Origin of the sequence: Mesobacillus maritimus, from assembly GCF_023715205.1 — a bacterium.
In the GTDB taxonomy this organism is placed as follows: Bacteria; Bacillota; Bacilli; order Bacillales; family Cytobacillaceae; genus Mesobacillus_B; species Mesobacillus_B maritimus_C.
This window is the reverse complement of sequence record NZ_JAMBNR010000016.1, coordinates 101,540-125,631: the sequence shown is the minus strand read 5'-3', so window position 1 is coordinate 125,631 and position 24,092 is coordinate 101,540. Positions and strand designations below refer to the sequence as shown.

General features: G+C 37.0%; 30 protein-coding genes. 12 read left to right on the top strand and 18 right to left on the bottom strand.

All coding sequences use genetic code 11. The features are described from left to right. Positions 1 to 153: 153 nt before the first annotated feature. The 3 genes from M3182_RS20670 to M3182_RS20660 all read right to left on the bottom strand — a co-directional run bounded on the left by M3182_RS20670 (position 154) and on the right by M3182_RS20660 (position 1,637). Complete coding sequence (locus M3182_RS20670) at positions 154 to 588, bottom strand: peptidylprolyl isomerase (RefSeq protein WP_251426908.1); 435 nt, start codon at positions 586 to 588, stop codon at positions 154 to 156. Positions 589 to 847: 259 nt separating this feature from the next. After that, entirely contained in the window at positions 848 to 1,360 is a 513-nt protein-coding gene (gene mug, locus M3182_RS20665) for a G/U mismatch-specific DNA glycosylase (RefSeq protein WP_251426905.1), read from the bottom strand. 31 nt (positions 1,361 to 1,391) lie between these two features. Beyond that, positions 1,392 to 1,637, bottom strand: a complete 246-nt coding sequence (locus M3182_RS20660; protein ID WP_251559842.1) for a hypothetical protein — start codon at positions 1,635 to 1,637, stop codon at positions 1,392 to 1,394. Between the two features lie 107 nt (positions 1,638 to 1,744). Between M3182_RS20660 and M3182_RS20655 the strand changes: the two genes are divergently transcribed. After that, positions 1,745 to 1,891, top strand: a complete 147-nt coding sequence (locus tag M3182_RS20655) for a hypothetical protein (protein WP_251426898.1) — start codon at positions 1,745 to 1,747, stop codon at positions 1,889 to 1,891. Between the two features lie 70 nt (positions 1,892 to 1,961). On the opposite strand, the gene M3182_RS20650 is transcribed toward M3182_RS20655, so the two are convergent. From M3182_RS20650 to M3182_RS20625, 7 genes are all read right to left on the bottom strand, one after another. After that, entirely contained in the window at positions 1,962 to 2,189 is a 228-nt protein-coding gene (locus tag M3182_RS20650) for a hypothetical protein (protein ID WP_251426895.1), read from the bottom strand. Positions 2,190 to 2,358: 169 nt separating this feature from the next. After that, positions 2,359 to 3,576 carry an iron-containing alcohol dehydrogenase gene (locus M3182_RS20645; protein WP_251559841.1) on the bottom strand — a complete coding sequence of 406 codons (1,218 nt, stop codon included), beginning with the start codon at positions 3,574 to 3,576 and terminating at the stop codon, positions 2,359 to 2,361. 40 nt (positions 3,577 to 3,616) lie between these two features. Beyond that, positions 3,617 to 5,140, bottom strand: a complete 1,524-nt coding sequence (locus M3182_RS20640) for an aldehyde dehydrogenase family protein (RefSeq protein ID WP_251559840.1) — start codon at positions 5,138 to 5,140, stop codon at positions 3,617 to 3,619. 52 nt (positions 5,141 to 5,192) lie between these two features. Next, positions 5,193 to 6,110, bottom strand: coding sequence for a R2-like ligand-binding oxidase (locus tag M3182_RS20635; protein ID WP_349774435.1), 918 nt, complete (start codon positions 6,108 to 6,110; stop codon positions 5,193 to 5,195). A 53-nt stretch (positions 6,111 to 6,163) separates the two neighbouring features. Then, complete coding sequence (locus tag M3182_RS20630) at positions 6,164 to 7,705, bottom strand: long-chain-fatty-acid--CoA ligase (protein WP_251559839.1); 1,542 nt, start codon at positions 7,703 to 7,705, stop codon at positions 6,164 to 6,166. Between the two features lie 102 nt (positions 7,706 to 7,807). Next, a complete protein-coding gene (locus M3182_RS26255; protein WP_285869028.1) occupies positions 7,808 to 7,939 on the bottom strand; it encodes a hypothetical protein in 132 nt (43 codons plus the stop codon). 189 nt (positions 7,940 to 8,128) lie between these two features. Next, positions 8,129 to 8,323: a hypothetical protein gene (locus M3182_RS20625; protein WP_251426880.1), complete on the bottom strand. Its 195-nt coding sequence runs from the start codon at positions 8,321 to 8,323 to the stop codon at positions 8,129 to 8,131. A 200-nt stretch (positions 8,324 to 8,523) separates the two neighbouring features. Between M3182_RS20625 and M3182_RS20620 the strand changes: the two genes are divergently transcribed. Further along, complete coding sequence (locus tag M3182_RS20620) at positions 8,524 to 8,733, top strand: hypothetical protein (RefSeq protein ID WP_251559838.1); 210 nt, start codon at positions 8,524 to 8,526, stop codon at positions 8,731 to 8,733. Further along, complete coding sequence (locus tag M3182_RS20615) at positions 8,733 to 8,984, top strand: sigma-G-dependent sporulation-specific acid-soluble spore protein CsgA (protein WP_251426874.1); 252 nt, start codon at positions 8,733 to 8,735, stop codon at positions 8,982 to 8,984. Before M3182_RS20620 ends, M3182_RS20615 begins: the two co-directional genes overlap by 1 nt. A gap of 320 nt (positions 8,985 to 9,304) precedes the next feature. Here the strand turns inward: M3182_RS20615 and M3182_RS20610 are convergent, their stop codons facing one another. Then, the gene (locus M3182_RS20610) at positions 9,305 to 10,063 is read right to left on the bottom strand and encodes a TraR/DksA C4-type zinc finger protein (RefSeq protein WP_251427652.1); all 759 of its coding nucleotides are present in this window, start codon (positions 10,061 to 10,063) and stop codon (positions 9,305 to 9,307) included. 164 nt (positions 10,064 to 10,227) lie between these two features. On the opposite strand from M3182_RS20610, the gene M3182_RS20605 reads away from it, so the two are divergent. Beyond that, entirely contained in the window at positions 10,228 to 11,502 is a 1,275-nt protein-coding gene (locus tag M3182_RS20605; protein ID WP_251559837.1) for a hypothetical protein, read from the top strand. Between the two features lie 229 nt (positions 11,503 to 11,731). On the opposite strand, the gene M3182_RS26420 is transcribed toward M3182_RS20605, so the two are convergent. The 3 genes from M3182_RS26420 to M3182_RS20590 all read right to left on the bottom strand — a co-directional run bounded on the left by M3182_RS26420 (position 11,732) and on the right by M3182_RS20590 (position 15,387). Beyond that, positions 11,732 to 12,205 carry a 3D domain-containing protein gene (locus tag M3182_RS26420; protein WP_349774428.1) on the bottom strand — a complete coding sequence of 158 codons (474 nt, stop codon included), beginning with the start codon at positions 12,203 to 12,205 and terminating at the stop codon, positions 11,732 to 11,734. Between the two features lie 459 nt (positions 12,206 to 12,664). Continuing rightward, positions 12,665 to 13,093, bottom strand: coding sequence for a molybdopterin oxidoreductase family protein (locus M3182_RS20595; RefSeq protein WP_349775470.1), 429 nt, complete (start codon positions 13,091 to 13,093; stop codon positions 12,665 to 12,667). 131 nt (positions 13,094 to 13,224) lie between these two features. After that, entirely contained in the window at positions 13,225 to 15,387 is a 2,163-nt protein-coding gene (locus M3182_RS20590) for a PAS domain S-box protein (RefSeq protein ID WP_251427649.1), read from the bottom strand. A gap of 277 nt (positions 15,388 to 15,664) precedes the next feature. On the opposite strand from M3182_RS20590, the gene yhfH reads away from it, so the two are divergent. From yhfH to M3182_RS20570, 4 genes are all read left to right on the top strand, one after another. Beyond that, positions 15,665 to 15,796: a protein YhfH gene (gene yhfH, locus M3182_RS20585; protein ID WP_251426865.1), complete on the top strand. Its 132-nt coding sequence runs from the start codon at positions 15,665 to 15,667 to the stop codon at positions 15,794 to 15,796. A gap of 973 nt (positions 15,797 to 16,769) precedes the next feature. Then, complete coding sequence (locus tag M3182_RS20580) at positions 16,770 to 16,958, top strand: hypothetical protein (RefSeq protein ID WP_251426862.1); 189 nt, start codon at positions 16,770 to 16,772, stop codon at positions 16,956 to 16,958. A gap of 18 nt (positions 16,959 to 16,976) precedes the next feature. Then, a complete protein-coding gene (locus tag M3182_RS20575) occupies positions 16,977 to 17,219 on the top strand; it encodes a transcriptional regulator SplA domain-containing protein (protein WP_251426859.1) in 243 nt (80 codons plus the stop codon). Positions 17,220 to 17,286: 67 nt separating this feature from the next. Continuing rightward, positions 17,287 to 17,766, top strand: a complete 480-nt coding sequence (locus tag M3182_RS20570) for a PaaI family thioesterase (protein ID WP_251559835.1) — start codon at positions 17,287 to 17,289, stop codon at positions 17,764 to 17,766. Positions 17,767 to 17,810: 44 nt separating this feature from the next. Here the strand turns inward: M3182_RS20570 and M3182_RS20565 are convergent, their stop codons facing one another. From M3182_RS20565 to M3182_RS20550, 4 genes are all read right to left on the bottom strand, one after another. After that, positions 17,811 to 17,969: a hypothetical protein gene (locus M3182_RS20565; RefSeq protein ID WP_251426856.1), complete on the bottom strand. Its 159-nt coding sequence runs from the start codon at positions 17,967 to 17,969 to the stop codon at positions 17,811 to 17,813. Between the two features lie 13 nt (positions 17,970 to 17,982). Further along, positions 17,983 to 18,495: a DUF3231 family protein gene (locus M3182_RS20560; RefSeq protein ID WP_251426852.1), complete on the bottom strand. Its 513-nt coding sequence runs from the start codon at positions 18,493 to 18,495 to the stop codon at positions 17,983 to 17,985. A gap of 179 nt (positions 18,496 to 18,674) precedes the next feature. Beyond that, a complete protein-coding gene (locus M3182_RS20555; RefSeq protein WP_251426848.1) occupies positions 18,675 to 18,884 on the bottom strand; it encodes a YozQ family protein in 210 nt (69 codons plus the stop codon). A 103-nt stretch (positions 18,885 to 18,987) separates the two neighbouring features. Next, complete coding sequence (locus M3182_RS20550; protein ID WP_432806581.1) at positions 18,988 to 20,172, bottom strand: MFS transporter; 1,185 nt, start codon at positions 20,170 to 20,172, stop codon at positions 18,988 to 18,990. A 116-nt stretch (positions 20,173 to 20,288) separates the two neighbouring features. Here M3182_RS20550 and M3182_RS20545 point away from each other — a divergent pair, with 116 nt between their 5' ends. The 4 genes from M3182_RS20545 to M3182_RS20530 all read left to right on the top strand — a co-directional run bounded on the left by M3182_RS20545 (position 20,289) and on the right by M3182_RS20530 (position 24,088). Beyond that, positions 20,289 to 20,459: a XapX domain-containing protein gene (locus M3182_RS20545; protein WP_251559832.1), complete on the top strand. Its 171-nt coding sequence runs from the start codon at positions 20,289 to 20,291 to the stop codon at positions 20,457 to 20,459. Positions 20,460 to 20,697: 238 nt separating this feature from the next. Further along, positions 20,698 to 21,393 (top strand): Crp/Fnr family transcriptional regulator, encoded by a 696-nt coding sequence (locus M3182_RS20540; RefSeq protein ID WP_251559830.1) that lies wholly within the window; start codon positions 20,698 to 20,700, stop codon positions 21,391 to 21,393. A gap of 43 nt (positions 21,394 to 21,436) precedes the next feature. Then, positions 21,437 to 22,036, top strand: a complete 600-nt coding sequence (locus M3182_RS20535; protein WP_251426836.1) for an SCO family protein — start codon at positions 21,437 to 21,439, stop codon at positions 22,034 to 22,036. A 432-nt stretch (positions 22,037 to 22,468) separates the two neighbouring features. Next, positions 22,469 to 24,088 (top strand): ABC-F family ATP-binding cassette domain-containing protein, encoded by a 1,620-nt coding sequence (locus M3182_RS20530; RefSeq protein ID WP_251426833.1) that lies wholly within the window; start codon positions 22,469 to 22,471, stop codon positions 24,086 to 24,088. The last annotated feature ends 4 nt before the right edge of the window (positions 24,089 to 24,092 follow it).

Here is a 24,092-nt window from a genome sequence, read left to right as displayed (position 1 = left end):
CACCATCTGGGATTCTATTACATTTTCTTCTTTCAGTCGTTTCATCGAAATGACGTCTCTGTCCGAAAATGCAAGAAGAGTGTTGACTTCAGTCAACACTCAATGCGACTGCCCGTCGCACAAAAAATCCCTCAAAAAGAGGGATTTCATTCATTAATCTTCAATAACAACTTTCTCCATTACATCGCCGTTTCTCATTGCTTTTGCAGCTTCCAATCCTGAAGTCACTTTACCAAACACAGTATGAACGCCGTTCAAATGTGGTTGCGGCTCGTGAACAATGAAGAATTGGCTTCCGCCAGTGTCTTTTCCAGCATGTGCCATTGATAATGCACCTGCTTCATGCTTATGAGGATTTCCTTCTGTTTCACATTTAATTGTATAACCTGGTCCACCAGTACCTGTACCATGAGGGCATCCCCCTTGAGAAACAAATCCAGGAATTACCCGGTGGAAAGTCAATCCATCATAGAAGCCTTCTTTTGCAAGCTTTTCAAAGTTTTCAACTGTTCCTGGAGCCTCATTTGGATATAATTCAAATTCAATTTTATCTCCACTTTGCATTTGTATGTAACCTTTTTTCGCCATGTAAAACAACTCCTTATTTTCAAATCATTAGATATCATAACATTTTTCTACAAAAAAATAAAAGGACTTGTCCTTTAAACTTAGGGTGTATATTTAAGGTAGAAATATGTTAAAATAAAAATGCTCCTTCCGATCTTTCGCTCGTTGCGGGACACTTAACCACTGTACGGACGGAAGGAGCCCTGCATAAGCAGGTCATACTGAGTGCATGTTACTAGTGTATGATGAACACTAGTTTTTTTATTTCTTCCGCAGTATTTTATTGTACAGCCTCTTTTAACTCGACTAGCCCACGATAGATGTCCACAATATGTTCCACTTTCATCCGGACAAGTCCACTTGAAGAAGGTGCAACAAAATCAACTATCCCACCAATCATGGATTCCTTCTGTACGCCCCATTCGCTCTTTCTTTTACCACTGTATTCTTGATAAACTCCTTTTCCAACAAAACAGGCAATCTTTGGTCGGTAATGAGCTAGTTTCGCTCTTAACTCTTCTCTACCTAGTCGGTATTCATCCTTTGTTATCTCGTCCGCGGCTTTTGTTGGTCGTGAGACTATATTGGTAAGACCATAACCTAGCTCCAAAAGCTTAGAATCCTCTTCTGCTCGATATCGCCGCGGTGTAAGTCCTGCCTCATGAATAACTTTCCAAAAACGATTATTCGGATTGGCATAATGATGACCTGTTTCCCCCGAGCGTATACTTGGATTAAATCCGATAAAAACGATGTCTAAATTTTTTTGTAGATGATCACCAATCTCCTTCATGCCCTCACCTCATCTCAAGTACCTAATCTTATCACCACGGATAAAGCTTTAAGTCATTTTTTTCATAAATGTATTTAAATGTCTTTAACTGAATAAGAAGTTCATCAAAACAGATTGCTTCTGCGTCCTCATAAGAATAAGCATCAAAATAAGCCCTTAACATTTCCTCAGATAATTCATCATCAATTCCAGTCAACCATAACTTGTACTGATGTTTTTCATAAATGGTTGACCAACCTGATTCATCGAATAATTCTTGCAATATTTTAGGTTCCACAGCGCTCCTCCTCTTATTTCTAGTATTTCCTCGGCAACTATGTTCAACCATAAACATGGGTATTCTTTCTAAAAAAGGAGACACTAATTTTAAAAGGAGGGGAAAGAATGCAGGAAAAAGGAAAAGATTTTAAGGATATTGTCCTTCCTCCCAAGGGCTCAGATAGCGAGCATAGCTTAATTTGTAATGAAAACCTATTTTATGCAGAACTTCGTGCGGCCGCAGAGGATGCTGAAAAAGATGTCAATGACTAGGGACTATCTACACAACAAAGGATGCCTCTTTGAAGAAAAGGCATCCTAAATATATTTGGTATTAATACTATTAATATCTCTCACTATAGCTATCTTCCGATTCTTCTCTCTCAAGATACCAGTTTTTCAACTGTGTAAACATTGTAAATAGAAGGAAGAAGTTCATAGCCCACACACTAACAAATGGGGATATACCGCCAAATTCAATGGTTTGGTATCCCTTAAATTGCATTACAATATATGACTCGATGAAAACAAGGATAAATCCTGCAACACCAGCAATCGACATCCGAACCATTTCATTCAGCCCCTATACTAAAATTTTCCTATTAAGTTTATCTTACTGCAGGAGAAATCGAATATCAATAAAAATGTTCAATTTTTAGACAAAAACTTTCAACTAATTGATGACAAAGGAAAAAAAGAGGTGCAGTTATCCACCTCTTTTGCTATAATCAATTATTTTTCTAATTTATAACTTTTGTTGGAACCACACGCCTCCCAATTGCTTCAATCAGCTCTTTAGGCATTGGAAGGTTAATGGATGCTGGATCTTTGCTGACAGCTGGAATCGTTCTTACTAAATCCTCATCAGTTAAGTTGTATGAAGCAAAATCAATAGGTAAACCTGTTTTCTGCTGTAACAACCGGATCTTTTCAACCGTTTTCTCGAGAATGGTCTCTTGGTTGTCATTCGTTGAAACCTCTACTCTTAAAGCTTCTGCTAGTTCTCTTATTTTAGGTAAATAAAGCTGTGGAATCGACTCCATCACAATAGGTAAAAATACAGCATTCGCTAGTCCATGAGGGATACGAAACAATGCACCGTATGCGTGTGCAAAATTGTGAACTGGTATCGCATTTAACGCAAAACTAAATGCTGTGATCCCCATTAAACTCGCTTGAAGCATTTCCATTCTGGCATCAACGTTTTCACCATTTGTGACAACTTCTGGTAAGTTCTTTTCGATTAATCTAATGGCTTGAAGTGCATGAGCATCCGTTATTGCTGTAGCCGTTGGTGAAGCAAATGCTTCAATTGCATGCGTTAAGGCATCAAAACCGGTAAACGCTGTAATGGATGGAGGAAGACCAACTGTTAAATCAGGGTCAAGGACTGCCATATCTGCGGAGAGGAATGGATTAATGATATTTGTCTTCATTTGGATATCCTCATTAAAGATAACTGCAATCGGCGAAACCTCTGAACCAGTTCCCGCTGTTGTCGGAATTGCTATATGTGGGATTGGGATATAATTAGCCTTTGGAAACTGTTCCATAACAAAACCACCTGGAATGGCTTCCTTGATATCCGAAAGTCCATGGTGAAGTGCATATTTAACTCCCTTTACCGTATCGAGGACACTTCCGCCTCCAACAGCCAATAACCCATCTGCAGCTATTTCTCTTGCATACCGAGCTGCAGCATTAACACTGTTACTCTCTGCATCCTGTGCAATATCTAAGAATATCCCCACTAACTCTGGGCCAGAACCTTGAGGAGTTAACCTGAAAATTTCTGCTACTTTTTTAACAATTCCCGCCGATTCAAGACCCCGATCACTTAATAAGAGGACACGCTTAGCCCCGAGACCTTTAAATAAGTTGGGCACAATGGCTCTCGTATTCGAGCCACTATAGATGGCTGACCGTAACATAAACTCCGACATCGTTCTTGTTTGCATCTCCTTCACCTCATCCTTAAATTTTTTTCAAGTTTTCCAATTACTTCTCAGAAAAAAGAAGTCCATACCAATTCCGACGATGTAGTTCGGGTACCATGGAAGTGTGAACATGTTTGACTTGAGTATAAGCATCTAATGAGTGCTTCCCCATTTCCCTGCCAATTCCGCTTTGTTTATAGCCTCCAAAAGGTGCATCATTGCGAAGCATATGCCAATCATTGATCCACACAACTCCAGCCTGAAGTTTCCGCGCAATATCATAGGCATTATTAACATCCTTCGTCCAGACTCCAGCAGCAAGGCCGTAGATACTGTCATTTGCCATTTTAATCGCTTCATCCACTTCCGAATAACGAATCACTGACAAAACTGGTCCAAAGATTTCTTCACGGGCAATTTTCATATCATTCGTGACGTTGGTAAAAATCGTCGGCTCTATAAAATGTCCGTCTTCGCAGCCTGGAACTTTTATCTCTTTTCCACCACATACCAAAGTAGCTCCTTCTTGTTTACCTGCTTCAATATACGAAAGGATTGTTTCCTTTTGTTTCTTTGAGATTACTGGTCCAACATCAGTGTTAGGGTCCAACGGATTTCCCGGTTTAATTTTACTCGCAAGGTGAACAAGTTGTTCCACAATCACATCGTGAAGTTGATCAGGTACAAACAATCTAGTTCCTGATTCGCATAGCTGTCCAGAGTGTAGGAAAACCCCAAATAAACTTCCAGGAAGCGCAATTGATAAATCAGCATCTTCAAGAATAATATTTGGTGATTTTCCACCCAGTTCCAAAGTTGTATTTTTAATCGTTCCTGCAGATAGTTCCATGACCCTACGCCCAACCTCAGTAGATCCTGTAAAAGCTACCTTATCAACGTTAGGATGTTTAATTAAAGCCTCCCCCGCTTCTGCTCCCGAGCCTGTGACAACATTGATGACGCCCGGAGGAACAACTTCAGAAATGATTTCAGCTAGCTTCAATGTTGATAACGGCGTATAGCTTGCTGGTTTTACGACAATGGTATTTCCCATCGCAAGTGCGGGCGCAATTTTCCAAGTTGCAATCACCATTGGTAAGTTCCATGGAGTGATGGCTGCACAAACACCTATTGGTTCACGCCAAATGAAATTATGAGCTGGTCCTGGAAAGGGAGGCGATGGAAGCGTCTCTGAAAACTCATATTCCAGAACAAACTTTGCCAATGTTTGAAATAAATCAACCATCTGAAGAATGTCATTTCCTCCGATTCTCCGAACAGTGCCTCCAGAACTAATTGCTTCAAGATATGCAAGCTCATCAGCGTGTTCGCTAATCGCATAAGAAATCTGATAAAGTATATTGGCCCGCTCCTTCGGGCTCATATTTCTCCAATCGCTATTGTCAAAAGCTTCCCTTGCAGCATGCACTGCTTTGTTTACATCCTCAGCCGTTCCTTTTGCCACTTTAGCTACTAATTGACCTGTTGCTGGATTTATGACATCAAAAGTCTCATTGTTACTTGCTGGCTGCCATTGCCCGTTAATATATAAAGGAAAAGTTTGTACATCCGTTTGAACTGTCATTTATATTCCTCCTCTTTTTCTAATTATGTTTATCTCTATCATTCTCAAAAACTTATAGAACTCCCATCTCTGTATCTGAAACCCGGTAAATTTCCTCAATTTTCTTTCCACGAGCACGCGAGAGAATTTCCATTCTGACTGAGAGTTGCTTCATCGTAAAATTCATTGTGGTTTCCAATTCATGACCGAATTCACTTACATCTCTACCAGCAAACCCTTCCTGATTGATTTTGATGGCTAACGGGGCGAGTTCTTGCATTTTCGCTTCTACCACTTCAAATAAATGTGGATGCTCACAAATTAAGCGCTGAAGCAAAAAGGTTCCATACGCGATATGTCTTGATTCATCTCGCTTTAACAATTCAATTCCCTTAAGTAAACCGGGCATTAACTTGAGTTCTTCTAATGATTGATAGAAGGAGTAATAACCTGTTTCCGCCATTACGCCTTCCACAAACATGTTATACACCGTTGCTGCTTCCGCAATTGCTTCCGGTGATTGATCTGTTTCTAATCTACTCATCGTTTCCGGTAAGATTTTATAAAAAATTGTCTTATATGTGCCTGAATGAAAATGAGCTAAGTCGCCTTTTTCTCCAATTGCATTTAACACCTTTCGAAAAAACTCAGTATGTTTTGCTTCCTCAAAAAGAAAGGTGGTCAAAAACATTTCTTCCTCAAGTCTTCCTTCTTTTGCAATCGTCATAATTAATGGAAGCAAATCAAGTGTTACCGCTTCTTCCCCAGCTTGAAACTGAGAGATTAACCGCAAAATATCCTGTTGCTGTTCAGCCGTTAGTGTCTTCCAATCTTTTGCATCCTGAGAAAAATCAATATCATTCGGATTCCAAACTCCATGTTTTTTTGCCTTTTGATACAATCTAAACGGAAAAGAGTCCTCAAGTAAGCCGCGATTGCTTGTAGTTAAAATCGTTCTTTCTTTCATTTTTCCATCTTCCTTTCTATTTATCTGATTAGCTGAACTAGGCTTAACCAAGAATGGAACTTGCAAATATTAGGTTCTCAGTTTTGATCGAGAGGGGAAATCACCTCCCTTACTTTTTGACGAAGATGTGTTTTCAATATTTTCCCTACACCATTACGAGGCAAAAAATCCATAAACATCACATGTCTAGGTGTTTTGTTTTTAGCGAGATGCTCCTGACAGTATAAAATTAATTCCTGCTCAGTTACTTCGTCATCTGGCTTTTTCACCACACAAGCGACCATTTCTTCTCCCATTCGTTCATCCGGTATACCAACAACCGAAACTTCCAAAACGGCAGAATGACGATTTAAAACCTCTTCCACATCTCTAGGGTAGAGATTAAATCCTCCACGAATTATTAAATCCTTCTTGCGATCGACGATATACAAGTACCCTTCCTCGTCAACTTTGGCCATATCTCCTGTGTACAACCAAGAGTCCTTTAAAATTTTTCTAGTCTCTACTGGGTTATTAAAATAGCCTGGTGTAACATTGTCCCCTCGTACAATGAGTTCACCCACTTCCCCAACCGGGAGCTCGTGACCTGTTTCATCGACAATTCTGATCTCAACCCCCGGAATTGGCACTCCAACTGAGCCTGGTTTAATCTCAATGTTTTTATTGTGGGCCGTTACAATGGGTGCAGCTTCGGATAGCCCATATCCTTCAAGAATCTTCGCTTTGAATTTTTCTTGAAAAGCATTTAATAACACTACAGGTAAGGGAGCTGACCCGGAACTAACATTCTCAAGACTGCTCGTATCATATTGATCGCTGTCTGGATATGACAGCATCGCATGAATCATGGTAGGTACTGCGGAAAAAGATTTTACTTTGTATTTTTCAATCGCGGCAAAAATTTCTTTCACATCAAAATTTGGGAAGATGACAATAGACCCGCCTAACAGCATACAAATATTTGTTACAGTTAATCCGTATACATGTGCTAATGGTAGAACCCCTAACGTAGTTCCACGCTCACTCTCGTTATGTTTGGCAGAGTTTTCTGCATTCGAAGAGAGGTTTTTATGCGTTAATTCAACTCCTTTTGGACTTCCTGTTGTTCCAGATGTATACAAAATGACTGCTGTGTCGTTTTCACTTGGATTTATTGATGGATTGATATCCTCCTGATACTCAGTAGCTAAGAGTTCATAAAAAGAAAGAGCATCACTTTTCTCGTCTTGATGATCAACCGCAATTAATAACGGTGGGTTTTGAATATCTTTGAGGGCGGCTCTCACTTTTCCAATTATAGGTGAGGACGTTATAATTGCTTTTACGCCACTGTTCGCAATAATGTAATGAATTTCCTTTGGATGGAGGGTAAACATAACAGGTACAATTATGGCTCCTGCTCGATTAATTCCTTGATAAGAGAAAACAACCTCAGGACAATTAGGTAAGATAACCATTACCCGGTCACCTTTTTTAATCCCTCGGTTCCTTAACCCTCCAGCAAATTGGTTTGCAATTTCTCTCGTTTCGATATTTGTGAATTGCTGATTACGAAAAAATAACATTGGATATTCGCCAAATTTTTCTAAGTTACTCTCTAATAACATTTCAAGACTCAACTGAACTCCCTCCCCGGCCAATATTGAAAACGATTACATTTTTGTTGATCTAAAACAACCCAGATAAAGTTTATTTAGGTATTGGAATATTATGAATATTCTTTAAATAAAATCAAAACCCTTTTTAAAATTTAAATTTTCCAAACAGGGTTTTTGATTTCTCAAAACAAACGGCCATTCATATTTAGATGAAGTCAGTACTTGCCAAGTTCCAAAAGTAAAAGCTGTTTTCATAATGATCATCCTAAGGACGATTATAGCTCGATAGTACTCATTTCAAACAAGCTCTTTTCTCATTCATGGAACTATTTTTTTGTATAACCAGGCTCATTAAGTCGTCTTTTTTGTTAAAAAGCAACAAAGTTTTAGAAAAAAATATCTAAAAAAAAAAGCCTTGAAAAGAATCAAGACTAGAAGTATCACTTACACTCTCATTTTCACTTTTTTTTGCTTTTGCATGACTTCATATGATTTTTCAATGATGTCTGTTAAAACATCTCCTTTATAAATGCGGCCAACTTTAGTGTTTTCCTGATAATACTCAACAATTTCGTCTAGCTTATCGGAAGTTTCCTTCGTAATTCGAACATTTAATTGTAACCTATTATTCCCCGACATCTTCCGTCACCTCTTATTTACACTTGCTATATCCGCGATCAAATTAAATTAATCGACTATTTTTGCTATTGTTGTAAAAACTTCTGCATATTTCTATTTTAACATACAAATGCCAAGTTGAAACGGTAATTCATTTGTCATCTCTTGCAACACATAATTTTCATACGAGATAAGCAAATTAATGAATGGAGGTGCTTTGTATGGAACCAAAACAACCTGGAAGCGAAAAGCTTCCTGATTTTAAAGAACTAGAAGACCGTGTAATTGCAGAGGCCCCTTCCCAGCCAATGCTTGTCATAAAAACGAATTTAGACCCCAAAAATTCCACTGAAGATAACCCTTATTATCGAAATTTAGGGCTTACAAAAACCGAACAATTTCGGAATTATTTTGAGGAGCAAAAAGAATAATGGAGCAAACACTTGCCTATTTACGTGAAATTCTCGCAAATTATACGGAGAAAGATGAAACTAGCAGACAAATCTACCGAAAACTCGAAAATGGTCATTACCATTCTGAAGGGGATCTAGTCAGGGATTTAACGTTTGAAGAAACTGAATATCTTAATGGGATTCTTCCATGGGAAATTAGATATGCGAAAAATGAACAAGATGAACAACGTGCTTACCAATTAAATGAAGTATATGAATTGTTGTTTTAACAGCAGGCTGTTTTTGTAAAGCTTGTTGTTTAAATCCTAAAACCGATGCTAACTCAATAGTAGCCATTTTATGTTCAAACTCAGTTTGAAAGCTCTTTTATTATAAGTGAAACTACTTTTGTACAAGCTAGCCCATTCAGCCTTATTTTTGTTCAAAAGCAAAAAAAGGTGAGAAATGAGCCTTACAGTAAAACCAAGGGTCTAATTATTGGGCCGTTGGTTTTTTTATGACCCGTAATTTTATCTTGTCCTATCTATTTCTACATTCTTTACTATAACAAAAAGGATGAACGCAATGTTCATCCTTTTTCCATCCATTCCTACTGTTCATCTTCCTCAACATATGGATCATGTTCAACTGCAGGAAGGTCACCAAAGGACGTCATAATCCCTTCCTCATCCAATTCTTGTTCATACCGCTCATGTTGTTGATTTGGAAATACAATAATTTCTTTTCCTTCAATGTCTGTTGCCACGAAGTTTTCATAATCCTCCACATAACCTTCATTTTCTTGGGATTCATTGTATACATCATTATAGTGGTCCGAAACCTGATAAAAATCTGATGGACCTTCAGAAGTTCCATATCGGGCAACATCTTGCCATGAATCCTCCGCATCATATGCAACACTTTCATCTTGTAGGTCTTTATCAAATTTCCCAAAAGGGGGCATTAAAACTCCCTCTTCAATTGGGCGATTTGTAGAAATCGTTTGATCAGGTGTATGTTCTACACAGTATAATGTTTCTGGTATCGCTTGAAGTCTTTCATAGCTAATTTCTTTTCCACAGGTTAAACATTTTCCATAATCTCCATTTTCAATCGCCTTAAGAGCAAGATTTATATTTTCCAATTGGTATTCATCGTGTTGATTCAAGGCAATGTCTTTTTCACGTTCGTATAATTCTGTTCCTTCATCTCCTGGGTGGTTATCAATACTTGATAATTCCCCTACAGACTCATGATAGTGTCCTCTTTCTAAATCATAATGATCATTCATCTCAAAGCGATTTTCTAGTTCCTGCTTTAAGCCTTCTAACTCATTTTTTAATGTAGTAAGTTGCCCATTTGTTAGCATCATCGCTACTCCTTTCTATAGGCGGTTTCTTTTTAGTATGGAACAAATTTTCAATTTCATGACTTAAAAAGCAAATATGGGCTTTTTCGCCAACAAAAGAACTTGGACGTATAACTGAGCGAAATCATATCCTATAGAAAGAATGAGAAAGGAGTCGAGAATTTTTGGGTTTATTTATTAACAAGCAAACTCAAACAAATGTATTTCATAGTTCGGATGATGAAATCAATAACCATAATCAAAAAGTTTACCGCGAAAATTTCTTAGAAAGCTTAATGAATGAACAACAATCGATTAATCAACGTTTTTCAGAAGCTGTCACCAACAATGCGAAGAAAAATCAGATGTACACACAGGTTTTAATAGAGGAGATTAGTCAACAACAAACCCTTTTACAAGCAATGGACCGCAAACTCCAGGCCTACGAGAAAACCTCTACTACTTTAGAAGAACAAACAAAACTCCAACTCGAAATAAAGAAGTTAATGGAAGAACATGAAGATTTACAAGTGATTTATCACAAAACAGTTTTAGAGCAAATTGAGTCAAAAAATGAAGATATAAAAGAACGCCTGAACCTTGTAAATAAACGATTCAGTAAACAAATCAAAAAGAATAGGAAACAAATTAAGAAAAATAGTAAACAAATCGAGGAACAATTAGAGGAACACACTCATCAACTTTCAAATCAACTCATTGAAAACTCAAATCGAGTTGAAGAGGAATTTAATCAAGTTCAGGGACAACTTAGCGATAAAGTTGACGACCAACAAGAACAATTCATTAAACACTTCAAACAATTACAAAATTGGCTAAAAACAGAAAGGCTCTCGCAAGATAAACAAAATCTTGAACAGCTTGAAAAGATCGAGGTCATTATCGAACGCTTTAATAACCAAGAACAAATTACTAGCAATCACTTTAATCAGTTATTAATGAGTATAGAACATTGCATTACTCATCAAGACGATCTTTCAACAAAACAGATGGAAAAACTGAACTCCATTTTAAACGAGATAGAACTTTATGAACTTCAATTTAAGGAAAATTTCAATTCCCTAGACCACCGCCTATTAAAGAAATTAGAGACACAAAATCTAGACATTAGAGAACACCAAACAAAAATGAGTTCTGAATTATCCCAGCATTTAGCACACGCAAACACCACTCTCGCTGAACGACTTCTACAGCAAAACCAACACCTACAAGAAATTGTCGATCATCATGACTATCAAACCGAGAATATCGACCGAAAGCTGGACTTCATTAAATCAACGATATTTGAACGTGCAGCAGACCTTTCCGAAAAGCTTGATGAGCATTTCAAGAAATTCACTGAATTTTTCAGTCATCTTGTCCCTAAAAGGAATGTTAAACAAAACATTTCTTTACAAGAAATAGACAATACAAACACGACGAAAGAAACCCTCAACAAATGATGATTCCTAAAGGTTCTTTTCTCGAACTTTGCTACTTTTGAACAAGAAATATGACTAAATAACTAAATAAGCAAGATTTTTCACAGAATAGCTACATTTTAAGAGAAAAGAGCTTGCAAACTAATTTTAAACATATGAAATGGCTACTTTTTCGTTAAAATCGGCTTTAGGATTTTAACAACAATCTTTACGAAAATAAAAAAGCTGTCCCTTAAACGGACAGCTTTTTCTAATCTTCAACTATTGTTACCTTTACTTGTTGTCTTCCCCAGTCAACAGCTGCTTCTTCTTCTGGAATGAACACATCAATTTCATAACCATTGATCCCTCCTCCGATATCAGCAGCAGTTGCATAGCCATAATTTTCTACATACACTTTAGATCCAAGAGGAATAACCTCTGGGTCAACTGCAATGATTTTTTCACTCGGATTGCTCTTTAAATCTACACCTAGTTTCGTTACTCCAGAACAACCTTCGCATTCAGCTGTATAAGCTGTCGCATCTACTGTAATTACTTTTTTAATCGAAACTTCTTGTTTTAATGCTGCCGCTGCAGAATCATTTGGTTTCGCTGGAGCTGATTGTACTTCATCTATTGGTTTTTCATTTATATCATCCTGAAGTCCTTGTGCACCTGCATTTATCCCGATACTCAAGAAAATAGCCGTCATAGCAACTAATGATAAAATCAATTTCTTCATGTAGGTTCGCCTCCTTCGGCTTTTTTCATTTAATAAAACTATCCTAACATAATTTGCGAAATAGATAAGAACAACCAGATATTATTTCATTTACAAAGGTAACAACAAGATTGCAGAATTGTAACAGTAAAACAGAATAAACTAAATACTTAATAAAAAACCTATCCTAAATCAATCAGTATAGGTTTTACATGGCTTTATTAAGTAACAGGGGCTTTTTGTACAGCACATGCTTTGTATTTCAGCAGTACCCAAAACTGGGTCAAGCTCATTCAGGGTAAGCACATTTGTTGGAACTTCTGACCAATGGAAACTCATAAATACTAGTCCAAGGGACTACTTGTTCTGTTATTTTCGCCTTGACTTGAAGGGATCCGCGACGGGAACTTACTTTAAAAAAACTACACTCGTTAACAATACAGATCGTAATCAAAAAATAGCTTCTTTTGTACCAGTGGACTATACAGAACCACTTGAACTTCCAGATGAACAGTATCCATTCACCTTTACAACCGGGTTGTGATGAAGAATTTTTGTCCCTGGATGTTGTTCATGTGGGCAAGGATAGTGAATGCTATATTCCTTTTCTAGCCTTTCATAGGATATTCCTCCATACATCTCCCATACTAATTCACGAACATCATTCCAGATTTGCTCACTATTTTTATAATTCATTTTGTATCCTAATCGTGTAGACAGCTCACCCAAGATTCCCCAATCCTCTTTAACATCAGGAGCTGCCTCAACGGCTTTTCTGACACGTTGGATTCTTCTGTCTGTATTGGTATAGGTCCCTTCTACCTTTCCCCATGATTTATCAGGTAAAACAACATCAGCATATTCTGCTGTCTCTGTTAAAAATATATCTTGAACAACCAATAGGTTCACGTTGAGTAAAGAAACTAACTGTTTGATATATCTTCTATATAACAGCAACCCTCTATTAGGAAACAACAAACTTACTAAAATTTGTAGTAAACAGCAAAAAAAAGAAGACTGGCGTAGTAAACGCCAATCTTCTATGCTGTTTTTGTAGCTGGTAAAAGGATTTTAAACGTTGTTCCTTTGTTTTGCTCGCTCTCTATATATACTTTACCATTGTGACTTTCAATAATTTTAAACGAGACCATTAGACCCAAGCCATTACCATTTTTCTTGGTTGTATAGAAAGGTTCACCTATTTTCTTAAGTGTTTCAGGAGGGATTCCAACACCGGTGTCCTGAATGGATATTTCGACGTTTTGATTTTGTACCTCTGCTCGAACATATAAGTCACCACCAGAAGGCATAGCTTCAATTCCATTTTTAATAAAATTCAAGAACACTTGCTTCAAGCGATTTTCATCACACTCAATTTGGACGATATCTTTTTTAACATCTAAATGGAGTTTTACATGTCGTTTTTTCGCTTCAAATTCGAGCAGCGATAAGATATTCTTTAGGATTGGAATGATATTTTTCTCTTCAAGTTCAACAACCTTCGGCTTAGCTAATACCATAAACTCCTCAACAATATTATTCACTCGGTCAATTTCATCAAGAATAATATCAATGAACTCACGGCGCTGAGGATCTTCTTCATCTAATTGCAAAAACTCGGCATAGCCCTTCATTGAGGTAAGTGGATTCCGTATCTCATGCGCCACACCAGCAGCTAATTGTCCCACTGCAGCCAGTTTATCTTGGCGATGAATTAACTCTTCGTTTTGTTTTCGCTCTGTAATGTCATTACGAATAGCTAAATATTGATAAGGTTTGCCATGATCATTTAAAAACGGGACAATCGTTGTAGCGACCCAATAATAAGAACCATCTTTCGCTTTATTACGAATTTCGCCTTTCCAGACGTTTCCGGTACCGATTGTTTTCCACAAGTTTTTGAAAAAGTCTTTTGAATGATAACCAGAATTTAAAATTCGGTGATCTTGTCCAATTAATTCCTCACGAGAGTATTTAGAAATCTCGACAAATTTATTATTTACACTCTTAATTATTCCTTTTTCATCTGTAAAGGCCACAATCGAAGACTCATCAATTGCAAATTTGTAGTCACTAACTTCCTTTAAAGTTTCCTTTAAATCTGCTTCTGCCTTTTTTCGACTAGTAATATCAGAACGAATAGAAACATACTGATACGGTTTTCCTTTGAGATTTAAAAAAGGAACAATCGTTGTAGCAACCCAATAAAAAGAGCCATCTTTGGCACGATTACGAATTTCGCCTTTCCATGTCTTACCAGTCCCAATCGTTGCCCACATCTTTTTGAAAAAATCCTTTGGATGGTATCCAGAATTCAAAATCGAGTGGTTTTGCCCAATTAGTTCATCCTCACTATATCCAGAGATTTCTACGAATTTATCATTAACATAAGTGATGTTTCCTTTTGGATCGGTAATTGCAACAATCGACGAAACATTTAGTGCGTCTGTAATATCTTTTAGATTCGTGTCACTAACAGCTAATCTTTTTCCCATAAATGCACTAGATGTGATGAGACCACCTAAAATTACGACCGCTACAATAAAAATCGTATAGCCAATCAAAGACTGAGGTACTGCTATTCGTTCAATTTGATTTTGATTCGAGTAAAATGTTGTTGCTTTAGCTAAAAGTAAATGTCCCTCAACAATCGCACCAGTTGTTAAAAGTGCTGTTAATGGTTTAAGCCAAACATGACTAGATGGTGAAAAACTTTTTGAATAAAATAAGATCCAAAATGAGAACAAAAACGAACCAAACATCAACACAATACTTACCGCTAAGATTGCCAGATTGTACTCAAAGCCCATATTAATTGAGAGAATTCCAACAATATGAACGGATATCACGGCTATAGTCATCAGTAGGCTGCTAATAAGTAATTGTCGGATTTGCTTTTTTTCTCCAATCAGGATTAAAAAACCCATTGCTGAGAAGATAACACCTAAAAAAATCGCCAAAATATTCATTGGTATTTGATAGGCACTGTTTGCATTCACATTTAACGTAAGAATACCAAAAAAGTTCATTACCCAAATGCCCATTCCGAACGAAAACGCAGCACCTATAAAAAGGAACCGTTTATTCTTATTAGACGTCTTTACTAAACTAAACAAATCCAACGCTGTATAGGATGCCATCATTGTTAAAACAATAGCAACCAAAAATAAAACAGGGTTAAATGATTGTTCAAGTGTTTCCATATTAAGCATCATTCCCCTTGATGAAAAGTTAATTTGATTGTAAGGCAAACTTAAAGGGAAGGAAAGATAAAAATCTTGGAATTGTAATAACTTCGTCACTTTTTCCTCTTGACTTTTAAAGTCTTATTTGTATTACCATTCCTCATATGCCCATTGAATATATATTTCAGAAATTTTATAAAAAAGTCTACACATTTTTTCTTTTTTCGTTTATACTGTACTATAACAGAAAGACAGTAAATAACATTGTATTATAAAAGAAAAGGAGAGGATTTCAATGATGAGTCCGGTTGAGTTTTTCAAGAAGTTACCAAAAAAAGTTTGTCCAGAGTGTGGTCAACATGTAGAGGAGCAAGCAGAGTCATATTTAATGGAATGCGAAAGATGCTTAGCAAAAAAAGTTGAATAAAGAAAGAAACCCGGCTACTCAAGTAGTCGGGTTTGTTGTAATCAAACTAAAGGTACAATTATTAGAAACAACTTAACATCTTAGGAGACCCAACCATCCATCCAGCCAAACTTCACTACTTTTTATAATGATGAAGAAACCATCATTTTGTCCAGCCGATGTTTGCTGTTCCGTAGAAAGTGGCCTTTACTAGTATAGCGTAGGAAAGGACCCTTCACTTAATTAATGCGGGTTAATCACCGCGAGACTCATTTTCTCACTACTGTCTACAAATACGAATAGGTTATGTCTCAAAAGTTTTTGAGTAAAGAATTTAAGCCTTAACAATTTCCATTCGTCGGTACCTACTCTACTCCAGTAAACTTCATTTACCATTTGCAAAATCACCTTTATGCCCTATTTGTAACCTCGATTTGAAGTGGCTCCCTTTTAGAATTCCAAACTTTCATGACATGAATCGCTTCGTTTTATCCCAATATAGATGCCTCTCTACGTCCATAGTCATTAAAATTCTTTTGGTCAGGAGCCTTGTACTTCTACGTACGGTACCTAGGTAGGTAGAAGATTGGTTCTCCATTCCCTTTGAATTCATTTAGGTCCACGACAATCAGAAAACCAGGGTCACTGGATTAGTTGCATATGGTAGTTTCGTTTTTTGTGTTAGCACACATCTGGAAACAGTCCAGTCCACTTTTGAGTCAAACAACCTTTCGTAATCGCTTACAAGATAAAGAAAATGTTTCGTTCAACTTACGGAACGAACAAATATGGTTGAGCCTCCTAAGATGTTAGGGGTACTCTTCTTTACATCTTTATTATACCCCCCTTTCATTTCTTAAGAACGGAATTTTTATGACAATTCTGTGAATACACATACACCTAACCTTCACTCGTAACTGGGAAAACTTGATTAGTTTGCCTTCGTATATGACTGTTTCTTTAAGTGAAAATTATATCTTAAGGAGTGGTTTTAATGAAAAACAGTGAATTTAAGACACGTAATCAAAAAGCAAAGGCTATTGCTCCTCCTAGTCCTTACGGAGGCATTTCTCCTTCAACTAGCGATGTAACTGGTGACTCTATCGATGAACACCGAAGCTTTGAAAAGGCAAACATCATAGTCACTGGAGATGAAATACGACAACAGAATGAAAATTTATAATTATAAAGGGGGATATTATTGGATACTTTAGACCCGAAACAAATTAAACAAGGAGATGAGGTTTTTGTCATTTATCACAACCCTCATGTCCCAAGTGTTGCAAATGTTAAAGCAGCGGAAATTGTTCCTCATCCAAAAGATGAAAACTCACTGGCACTTTTCATTAACGAAACATTTCATGTAATTGAAGATGATGATGCACTGTTTTCCAGTGAAGAAGCAGCAAACCAAGCTTATCAAAATTTGTATGACATCGAATAAGAAAATTTATTTTTCCCTCCCCGCAGAATGTGTTAAAATATTCTGATAAAAGAAGGAGGGTTTTTCTATGGGGGAAATTGTTAAAGCGATCCAAGATACTTATGCTGATGAAATTTCTTGGTGCTATGGATGTGGGCGTTTAAATAAGAATGGGCATCATTTTCGAACGGGGTGGGATGATGAAAAGACCATTACCTACTTTGAACCAAGCGAAGAGCATATGGCTATTCCTGGTTTTGTTTATGGAGGAATCCTAGCATCATTAATAGACTGTCACGGTACAGGCTCCGCTTCCATTTACTTACATCATAAAAATGGCCATCAAATTGGTGACGGAACAGAACCGCCTCGTTTTGTTACAGCTCAACTAACAGTAGATTATAAAAAACCTACTCCTCAAGGTATAGAATTGAAGGCGTATGGTTTTGGGGAAGAAATACATCCAAAAAAGTGGAAAATTACTACGGAAGTACTGGCAGGCGAAGACGTAGTTGCTACAGGGGAAGTAATCGCTGTGATAGCACCAGAAACCTTTCTTAAAAAGTGATAATCAGATCACGTAGAGGCTGCCAAATATTGACAGCCTCTTTTTTATAAATCAGATCTTTTCCCAGGTTCAGTTTTTCCACCAGTGGCATTCCCAGTAGTGGCTGTATAACCAACACGATAATTAAACTCTTTCTTCTGTTTTAATGCATCCGGCATTTTATATTGAGATCGATTATTTTGAAACTCTCCTCTATTTGACATCACAATCCCCTTTCTAACAGTCAGATGGGTCGATATGAAGTGGTGGTGGGATTAACCACCCTTTATCTTTCAAAAGCCTCAAAACCTTTGTCGCATACTGAGCTTTCTTAGTATGGAAGTTTGCGTACATTGAGGCAATATCTTCTCGAATACACTGTCCCATAACTGTACTACAGCTTATAAGGCCTGCTGCTATATCAGCACTTAATTTATTTGCTATTTCCTGATCCAGAAACCTAGCCCCTGCCGGAATCTTTTCTATACATGCTTCAGGGCGTTTTGCTGGAGTTGGAGGCATCCCGATTCCATGTTCCGTTAATAACCTCTCAACTTCCTCTATTTCTTGTTTAGAAGTATCTTCAATTATATCCTTAATAATTTTTTGCAAGTCTTCATCACCAGCGTGATTTAGCAAAGTCTCATATGCAGCAACTGACGCCTTTGCTGCGCTAAGGTGCATCCAAACCGAGTAAACTTCCCCATAGTGCATAGGCTCCTCTTTAGGATTTCCACTTAAGATCCCCATACAATGACCTCCTATCTACATAAAATTCGCCTTAATTCCGGCACTAATATTATGCTGTACGACTTTAGGTTTCATGTTAGGGAAAGAATAACAAACCATTTTTAAAAATGTTCCTTATAAAATGGCATGACTAAACACATACAAAAAAACACCTTCAGACGAAGGTGTTTTATCTATTTTTATTCATATCCTTTTCGGGGAATTTCAATATTCTTCCCTTCTGAATTTTCGATGGTTGCTTTGATTTCCCCTTCAAAATAGGCATCGCTCACTTGTTCATGAGTTTCGGCAAGGCCTGCTGAAAGTTCATCTTGTCGCTTATAATCATCGGTATGATAATGTCTACCCGCAATTTTTGTTGACTCTTGTTTGTTTTTAGAATTCGTCATCTTCATTCCTCCTTTTTAGAGACTTATGATTACTTTCCTTCTTTTGTGGTTTTACCATACAGGCAATAAAAAGAAGTTATTTTAGTGAATGAAGAAGACATTGTTAGGAAAACTTAGTTTTGTATTGAGGTTGTTGCTTGTCTTGCTTTATAAGGTATGTCGTTAAAATAGCACCAAATAACGAAAGCAAACCAAAAAATAAGTAAACTGCGTAAATAGAATACACCTCAAATATAATCCCACCGATGAAGGTACAAAACCAGTTTCCAATGCCATTACCGACTGCTGAATATAAGGTCACAGCAGTAGCTGTCAAAGTTAGGGGAGAAATTTCCCGAACATATTGTATTCCAACTGGAATAAATAATCCGAGTGAAAAACCTTGGATGACGGTCGTTGCGTAAATGATTGGTAATCCTGGTTCTATAAAATATATAATCCAACGAAGCATCGAGGCAATGGCAGCAATAAACGCAACTTGTAATAAACCTACTTTACTACTCCAGATTCCAGCCAGCCTCATAAATGGAATTTCTGAAAGCACAGCAATTAAAAATGCAATTCCAATACCCGTGTATGTTCCCCCACTATGTTCAATGAAGAGACTGAAATAAAAATTATTGGCTAAATTAGGACCAAATATTAAAAACGTGATCAATAAAAACACTAAAAATTTGCGAATGGAGAGAAGATTCCTGACTCCCGAGAAGAGGTTAAGATTTGAAGAACGCGTTTTTTCTTTAGGTAATTGAACAGCTAGGATTGCCGCAAGAGTTAAGGTAAGGAAAAAAGCATAAAATATAACTTCCGGTTTCCACTCAGACAGACTTCCCATTACGAATACAGCTAAGCCAAATCCTAGTGACCCGTATAATCGGATGTTCCCATAAGCGACTTTTTTCTTATTTGCATATTGAACGGAAATGCTGTCCGACAAAGGAATAATCGCACTTTGGAAAATCCCTAAGATAATCGCAATAAGCAAATACCAATAATAACTACCAATTACAGCATAACCAAGGCCCATTACTCCTGCAATGAAGGTTGCAACCACTAATAATTTATTATGAGCACTTTTTGCATCAGCAAGTAATCCCCATAAAGGTTGAAAAAAAATCATCATGATTGGACCTATAGAAAGTAACGTCCCAACTTGATATCCATTTAATTGTTGAACTTCACTAAAATAGACACTAAGTAGAGGTGAAATACTGCCCGTTCCAAAAAACGTAAGCAGATAAAACCATTTAAGTCTTAATAAATCCGAATCTTTTCTATTCATAGCCATCCTCCAATGACAAATCATACTGACTAATTCTACCATTATTTTTTTGTTATGCGGGTGGTTTTCCCACACAAAATAAACAAATAGAAACCTAAATACTGAATAGAAGGTGTTATAAAATGAAGGATGTTATCATGGCTTTGTTAGCAGGAGTTTTCGTTGGCATTCTCTTTAAGATGCTTCGACTCCCTCTTCCAGCTCCACCTGTTTTAGCTGGAGTCATAGGAATTGTTGGTGTTTACGTAGGTGGAGTAGCTGGCGAGTGGCTACAAAATATGTTTCGCGGTTAACAAGATTGAGCTTAAAACCATTATGGTTTGAGCTCTTTTTTTGTCTGAAATAAACATTTAGACACTCTGAAAAATGAACAAAATGTGACTTTTTAAAAATCATTCACATAATCCAAGAATGTTCACTTTTTCTCTATTGACCGTGTGAAAACATTTCTTTTTAATGAACATAGATAATAACGACACGATGTAATTTATGGTATAAAGCAACAAAGGGGAAAAGGTGGGAAAAGGAAAAATGCAGAAACATAATAGTACACTTTCCTATGAGTTGGGAGAACTACTAAAAAATACCACTCGTAAATTAAAATTAACAAAAGGTACTTATTTATTCCAAGAAGGAACAGTTGCAAAAGAAATGTATATAATCCTTTCTGGAAAAGTTCAAATATCTAAAATGAATGCAGAAGGAAAAGAACTATCCCTTAGACTGTCCGGACATAATGATATAGTTGGGGAACTCACCCTTTTCACGATGGATCCGAGGTACTTATTCAATGCCAAGATTATCGAATCTGGCGAAGCGGCAGCAATTAATATCGATGACCTCGAAAGGATTCTGTTTAGTAATAGTCAGCTTGCTTACCAATATATGAAGTGGATGAACGACCATATCCGCAAAACCACTACCAAATTCCGTGACCTCGTTTTAAACGGGAAAAAAGGCGCTTTGTATTCCACGCTTGTTCGATTATGCAACAGCTACGGAATTCTTAAACCCAATGGGATCTATATCGATGTTCCGTTAACCAATCAAGATTTCGCAAATTATTGCGGCACAGCCCGAGAAAGTGTTAGTCGAATGTTAGGTGAATTGCGAGACGAGGGGATAATTTCAGTAGAACGAAAAAAAATTATTGTTCATAATTTAAGCTTTATAAAAAGTGAAATCGACTGTGAAAACTGTCCAATTGAATATTGCAATATTGAGTAAACAAGGAGGCAATAAAGATAAAAATAGAACGGAGTTGTGATTGATGAAAAAAATTTATATAATTTGTGGTTTGATTGTAATTATTGGTATTTCTGTTGGAATTTCCTTTTTTCTCATCCGAGATGCTAGCGCACAAATCCCTAAGGATATTACTCTTATTACACAGGACAAGGAAGACTACGAGTTTGGAACTGCCAAGGAAACTCTCAAACTCGTTGAATTTGTCTATACCCATTGCCCTGATGTCTGCCCCACGACAACTCAGAAGATGAAACTTCTCAAAGAAGATTTAAAATTTGAGGGTGTATTCGGTGACAAAGTTCAGTTTCTAACAGTGACCATTGACCCTGCGCGAGACACACCAGAAGTGATGCAAAACTATATGAAGATGTTTGAGATTGAAGAAGATGGAAACTGGATTATGCTTACAGGTGACCCTAGCAACCTAAAAGAAGATCAAGCTAAAATAAGAGAACTAGCAGATACATTTCAGTTCCAATATCGCGATCCAGGAAACGGCTTCTTTGTCCATACTACTTACACGTACCTTGTCGATGATGATAATAAGTACATCAAAAAATTCCCAATGGGCGAGGATTTCAATAAAGACGAAGTTTTTAAAAAAATCATGGAAGAATTATAGATAAAAGGCGTGAGAATCTTTCCTCACGCCTTTTACTACGTTCAACCAATCACAAGTTTTAGCATCTTAATTTATGTGTACCTTAATAGATGAGTGTTTCTCATTTTCTTGTAGCGAGAAAAACTTTGACTTTGGCTTTGTAAAACTTATATTTATTCCTGACTCTTTCAGACGGTTCACAAAATCAACCAGTTGTTTATTCGCCATCACAAAAACTCCTTCAACTACCTGTTTGTCTTCATTTTACATGATAAATATGAAAAATGTATGAAAATGAGCAAAAAAATTGAAAAAAACATGGTACTCCTTCATAATTTTATCCTTTATTTTAAAAACCATAATATGTAAGATATATCGCTTTATAAGGAAAAAATTCACGTTATCTCCTTCAATATGTTATAATGCTTTGGATTATACTTTTGGAGGCTATTCATGATTACAGTTAATAACGTTGGATTAAGATATGGTGACCGTAAGCTATTTGAAGATGTTAATATCAAGTTCACTCCCGGAAATTGTTATGGTCTAATTGGTGCAAATGGCGCTGGTAAATCGACATTTTTGAAAATTCTCTCAGGGGAAATAGAACCACAAAACGGCAACGTAGCACTTACGCCAGGTGAACGTCTTGCTGTGTTAAAACAAAACCACTTTGAATATGAAGATGAAGAAGTTATTAAAGTGGTTATTATGGGGCACAGCAGACTCTATGAGATTATGCAAGAAAAAGACGCTATTTATATGAAAGCTGATTTTTCCGATGAAGACGGAATGAGAGCAGCTGAGCTTGAAGGAGAATTTGCCGAATTAAACGGTTGGGAAGCAGAATCTGAAGCGGCAATTCTTTTAAAAGGACTAGGTATTGGCGAGGAAATTCATACCAAAAAAATGGCAGACCTCGATGGTGCTGAAAAGGTAAAAGTGCTTTTGGCTCAAGCATTATTTGGGAAACCAGATGTTCTGCTTTTGGACGAGCCTACGAACCATTTGGACATTAAAGCAATTCAATGGCTTGAAGAATTCCTCATTAACTTTGAGAATACGGTAATTGTTGTATCCCATGATCGTCATTTTCTAAATAAGGTTTGTACACATATTGCCGACTTAGACTTTGGTAAAATTCAAATCTATGTTGGAAACTATGATTTCTGGTATGAATCTAGCCAGTTAGCAACAAGAATGTCTCAAGATGCAAACCGTAAAAAGGAAGAGAAAATTAAAGAATTACAAGCATTTATTGCCCGTTTTAGTGCCAATGCATCCAAGTCAAAACAAGCGACTTCAAGAAAGAAACTGCTTGATAAAATCTCACTCGACGATATTAAACCATCTTCTCGAAAATACCCGTATGTCAATTTTTCGATTGAACGTGAAATCGGAAATGACTTATTGCGGGTTGAAGGCCTTACAAAGACTATAGAGGGTGAAAAAGTCCTTGATAATCTTTCATTTGTAATGAACAAGGATGACAAAATCGCGCTTGTTGGGAAAAATGAATTAGCAAAAACGACTCTCTTTAAAATTCTTATGGGGGAAATGGAACCTGACAGCGGAAGTTTTAAATGGGGCATCACTACTTCTCAAGCCTACTTCCCTAAGGATAACTCCGAGTATTTTGAGGGCAGTGATTTGAGTCTTGTCGACTGGTTACGTCAATTCTCTCCTAAAGATGATAGCGAGAGTTTCCTACGTGGTTTTCTTGGTCGAATGTTATTCTCAGGAGACGAGGTTTTGAAAAAAGCAAGCGTACTATCTGGGGGAGAAAAAGTTCGTTGTATGCTCTCAAAAATGATGCTTTCAGGTTCAAATGTGCTATTACTAGACGAACCAACGAACCATCTTGATTTAGAATCCATTACTGCCTTAAACAATGGACTGATTAATTATAAAGGATCCATTATCTTCTCGTCCCATGACCATCAATTCGTTGGAACGATTGCAAACCGTATTCTAGAAATAACACCATCTGGTTTGGTTGATAAACAAATGACTTATGATGAATATTTAGAGAACCAAGAAATTCAACAGCAAGTTGCCAAAATGTATTCGTAAGCTA

What these genes read in the sequence shown, in the direction of transcription:
- M3182_RS20640 (WP_251559840.1), bottom strand. Translation starts at nt 5,140, where the DNA reads ATGACAGTTCAAACGGATGTACAAACTTTTCCTTTATATATTAACGGG.
- M3182_RS20645 (WP_251559841.1), bottom strand. Translation starts at nt 3,576, where the DNA reads ATGCAAACAAGAACGATGTCGGAGTTTATGTTACGGTCAGCCATCTAT.
- mug (WP_251426905.1), bottom strand. Translation starts at nt 1,360, where the DNA reads ATGAAGGAGATTGGTGATCATCTACAAAAAAATTTAGACATCGTTTTT.
- M3182_RS20570 (WP_251559835.1), top strand. Translation starts at nt 17,287, where the DNA reads ATGGGGGAAATTGTTAAAGCGATCCAAGATACTTATGCTGATGAAATT.
- M3182_RS20670 (WP_251426908.1), bottom strand. Translation starts at nt 588, where the DNA reads ATGGCGAAAAAAGGTTACATACAAATGCAAAGTGGAGATAAAATTGAA.
- M3182_RS20535 (WP_251426836.1), top strand. Translation starts at nt 21,437, where the DNA reads ATGAAAAAAATTTATATAATTTGTGGTTTGATTGTAATTATTGGTATT.
- M3182_RS20565 (WP_251426856.1), bottom strand. Translation starts at nt 17,969, where the DNA reads ATGTCAAATAGAGGAGAGTTTCAAAATAATCGATCTCAATATAAAATG.
- M3182_RS20555 (WP_251426848.1), bottom strand. Translation starts at nt 18,884, where the DNA reads ATGACGAATTCTAAAAACAAACAAGAGTCAACAAAAATTGCGGGTAGA.
- M3182_RS20560 (WP_251426852.1), bottom strand. Translation starts at nt 18,495, where the DNA reads ATGGGGATCTTAAGTGGAAATCCTAAAGAGGAGCCTATGCACTATGGG.
- M3182_RS20530 (WP_251426833.1), top strand. Translation starts at nt 22,469, where the DNA reads ATGATTACAGTTAATAACGTTGGATTAAGATATGGTGACCGTAAGCTA.
- M3182_RS26255 (WP_285869028.1), bottom strand. Translation starts at nt 7,939, where the DNA reads ATGAAAACAGCTTTTACTTTTGGAACTTGGCAAGTACTGACTTCATCT.
- M3182_RS20550 (WP_432806581.1), bottom strand. Translation starts at nt 20,172, where the DNA reads ATGGCTATGAATAGAAAAGATTCGGATTTATTAAGACTTAAATGGTTT.
- M3182_RS20625 (WP_251426880.1), bottom strand. Translation starts at nt 8,323, where the DNA reads ATGTCGGGGAATAATAGGTTACAATTAAATGTTCGAATTACGAAGGAA.
- M3182_RS26420 (WP_349774428.1), bottom strand. Translation starts at nt 12,205, where the DNA reads ATGAAGAAATTGATTTTATCATTAGTTGCTATGACGGCTATTTTCTTG.
- M3182_RS20540 (WP_251559830.1), top strand. Translation starts at nt 20,698, where the DNA reads ATGCAGAAACATAATAGTACACTTTCCTATGAGTTGGGAGAACTACTA.
- M3182_RS20615 (WP_251426874.1), top strand. Translation starts at nt 8,733, where the DNA reads ATGGAGCAAACACTTGCCTATTTACGTGAAATTCTCGCAAATTATACG.
- M3182_RS20610 (WP_251427652.1), bottom strand. Translation starts at nt 10,063, where the DNA reads ATGCTAACAAATGGGCAACTTACTACATTAAAAAATGAGTTAGAAGGC.
- yhfH (WP_251426865.1), top strand. Translation starts at nt 15,665, where the DNA reads ATGATGAGTCCGGTTGAGTTTTTCAAGAAGTTACCAAAAAAAGTTTGT.
- M3182_RS20590 (WP_251427649.1), bottom strand. Translation starts at nt 15,387, where the DNA reads ATGGAAACACTTGAACAATCATTTAACCCTGTTTTATTTTTGGTTGCT.
- M3182_RS20650 (WP_251426895.1), bottom strand. Translation starts at nt 2,189, where the DNA reads ATGGTTCGGATGTCGATTGCTGGTGTTGCAGGATTTATCCTTGTTTTC.
- M3182_RS20620 (WP_251559838.1), top strand. Translation starts at nt 8,524, where the DNA reads ATGGAACCAAAACAACCTGGAAGCGAAAAGCTTCCTGATTTTAAAGAA.
- M3182_RS20580 (WP_251426862.1), top strand. Translation starts at nt 16,770, where the DNA reads ATGAAAAACAGTGAATTTAAGACACGTAATCAAAAAGCAAAGGCTATT.
- M3182_RS20545 (WP_251559832.1), top strand. Translation starts at nt 20,289, where the DNA reads ATGAAGGATGTTATCATGGCTTTGTTAGCAGGAGTTTTCGTTGGCATT.
- M3182_RS20655 (WP_251426898.1), top strand. Translation starts at nt 1,745, where the DNA reads ATGCAGGAAAAAGGAAAAGATTTTAAGGATATTGTCCTTCCTCCCAAG.